Genomic DNA, 1,821 nt, shown 5'->3' with positions numbered 1-1,821 from the left:
TTCCCTATGAGACAATCCTCGGCTGCATTCAAGAACAAGCGATGGTCGCGCGGAGCGTCTGCTTCGATGACGCGTCTATTCGTAGGCTTCCCGCATGGTTTGCCGGCGTCTCCACCCTCGTGCGACTAACTTGGCTCAATTCGGCGCCACCCGAAGTGCGCGTGTCGCCCACTGAAAAGGATAACTCGCGTCATGCCCCGAATTAGATGGCTCGCCAGGGACATTGGAACGATCGAGAATCTGTTAACCTCTGAGGCATGTGACGACTACATCCGCCTCAGCGAGGCCCATCGTTACGAGGAAGCGCCCGTTTCAACAGACCGCGGCGCGGTCATGATCCGGGACTTACGTAACAACGATCGCGTTATGTTGGATGATCCTGAACTCGCTGTGAAATTGTACGAGCTAGTGGCCGATGATACCCCACAAAGGTTTCGTAAGAAATGGCGTCCAGTTGGCCTCAACGAGCGGCTTAGGTTTTACCGGTACGATATAGGACAGTTTTTCGACTGGCATAGCGATGGCTATTACGAACGCTCTAACGGAGAGCGTAGCTTTTTTACATTAATAGTCTATTTGAACGACAATTTCGAAGGTGGCGGCACTTCGTTTCGCGATGAGGGTTTTCGACTTTCGGAATACGGTCAATTCACAGTGAAGCCAAAGAAAGGCAACGGCCTACTGTTCCATCACCCGATAGGGCATCGAGGTGACGCGGTCACGTCGGGCAGAAAATACGTGCTTCGAACCGATGTAATGTATGAGCGAATACACTCTCGGCGGGATGCCGACCATATATGCGCTGCCGAATTGAGGAACCTCGCTGGCGCGTGATGCGGCCGCGGCCAGGACGAATTGTTGCCACCGAATGATTGCTTCGGGTCAGAGCTTCGCGCTCCCTAACGGGGAGGTCGCGCCATTATTTCGCGCTCACGAACGACCAAGTGGCGCCATGAGCCGACCTTCGCCCGGTACCTCGAAGGCGACTTTCAGCTCAGCTCGCACGGCGCCGACTATTGCGAAGATCAAAAATCAGGAAACATAAACAAAGGCCTATTATCGCTTCTCAGGCGTGGGCGCCAATCTGGAGGCAACTGTATTTCTATCCACGCCTGCTGAAAAACACGCCGATTGGATTGAAGCGCGCCCGGAGGAATGTGTGGCGTGTTTGCATCGAACACGATAACGTCCCATGGTTTCGGGCTTACGGCGTATCCATTCTTCTGCGATAGACTCAGCAGCTCGGTCTTGTAGATGCGACCATCGTCGATCCTGTGTGAATCGAGAATGGATTCTATATTTTCTTGGTCTGTCAAATCGATAAAAGTTGCTGCTGCGCTGGAAACGCAGAGCAATCGTAAACAAATAATTCTCTCTTCTCTAAGCTGCTCTGACGCACCCCTCATATCCGAGTGCAGATTTGTATCGAGGCCGCCAAAGGTTGATTGACCAATTCCGATCTGTGACGAAATGACACCGATTCTGTTATTCTCGAGTATGGTCGCTCCCCAACGTATAAAACTGATCGCGGCGCCGCTAACAAATTTTGCAAATGGGCGGATTGGTTCTGGGACGCCGTTTTGCCACCAATCATTGTAAGATTCGCGCCGATCGCTGGAAGCGTAAGAAGCCACGACTTTCCGCTGTTCTTCAGTCAACGAGCCGAGAATACGGGGCGGGACGCCATTCAACGTTAGAAGTGAAGTCATATTGCATCATAACATGAATTTATCGGTCGCGCCCCTCCGGTGGAGTAGCAGTCCGGGCGTCCGACTTGATCTGAACTGTGACGATGGGGCTTCGGGTCGCAGCTCTTCCCTT

3 protein-coding genes are annotated in these 1,821 nt (G+C 52.8%); 2 read left to right on the top strand and 1 reads right to left on the bottom strand.

Features of this window, described 5'->3' with window-relative positions:
* Positions 1–206: hypothetical protein (locus A1351_RS25575; protein WP_210178229.1), on the top strand; the 206-nt coding region annotated here is incomplete at its 5' end.
* Positions 193–834, top strand: a complete 642-nt coding sequence (locus A1351_RS02540) for a 2OG-Fe(II) oxygenase (protein WP_064032064.1) — start codon at positions 193–195, stop codon at positions 832–834. The genes A1351_RS25575 and A1351_RS02540, both read left to right, overlap by 14 nt.
* Positions 835–1,025: 191 nt before the next feature.
* Here the strand turns inward: A1351_RS02540 and A1351_RS24330 are convergent, their stop codons facing one another.
* Positions 1,026–1,709, bottom strand: a complete 684-nt coding sequence (locus A1351_RS24330; RefSeq protein ID WP_157096056.1) for a hypothetical protein — start codon at positions 1,707–1,709, stop codon at positions 1,026–1,028.
* Between the last annotated feature and the right edge of the window lie 112 nt (positions 1,710–1,821).

The organism is Methylosinus sp. R-45379, assembly GCF_001644125.1.
In the GTDB taxonomy this organism is placed as follows: domain Bacteria; phylum Pseudomonadota; class Alphaproteobacteria; order Rhizobiales; family Beijerinckiaceae; genus Methylosinus.
This window is presented reverse-complemented; position numbering and strand designations above follow the sequence as displayed.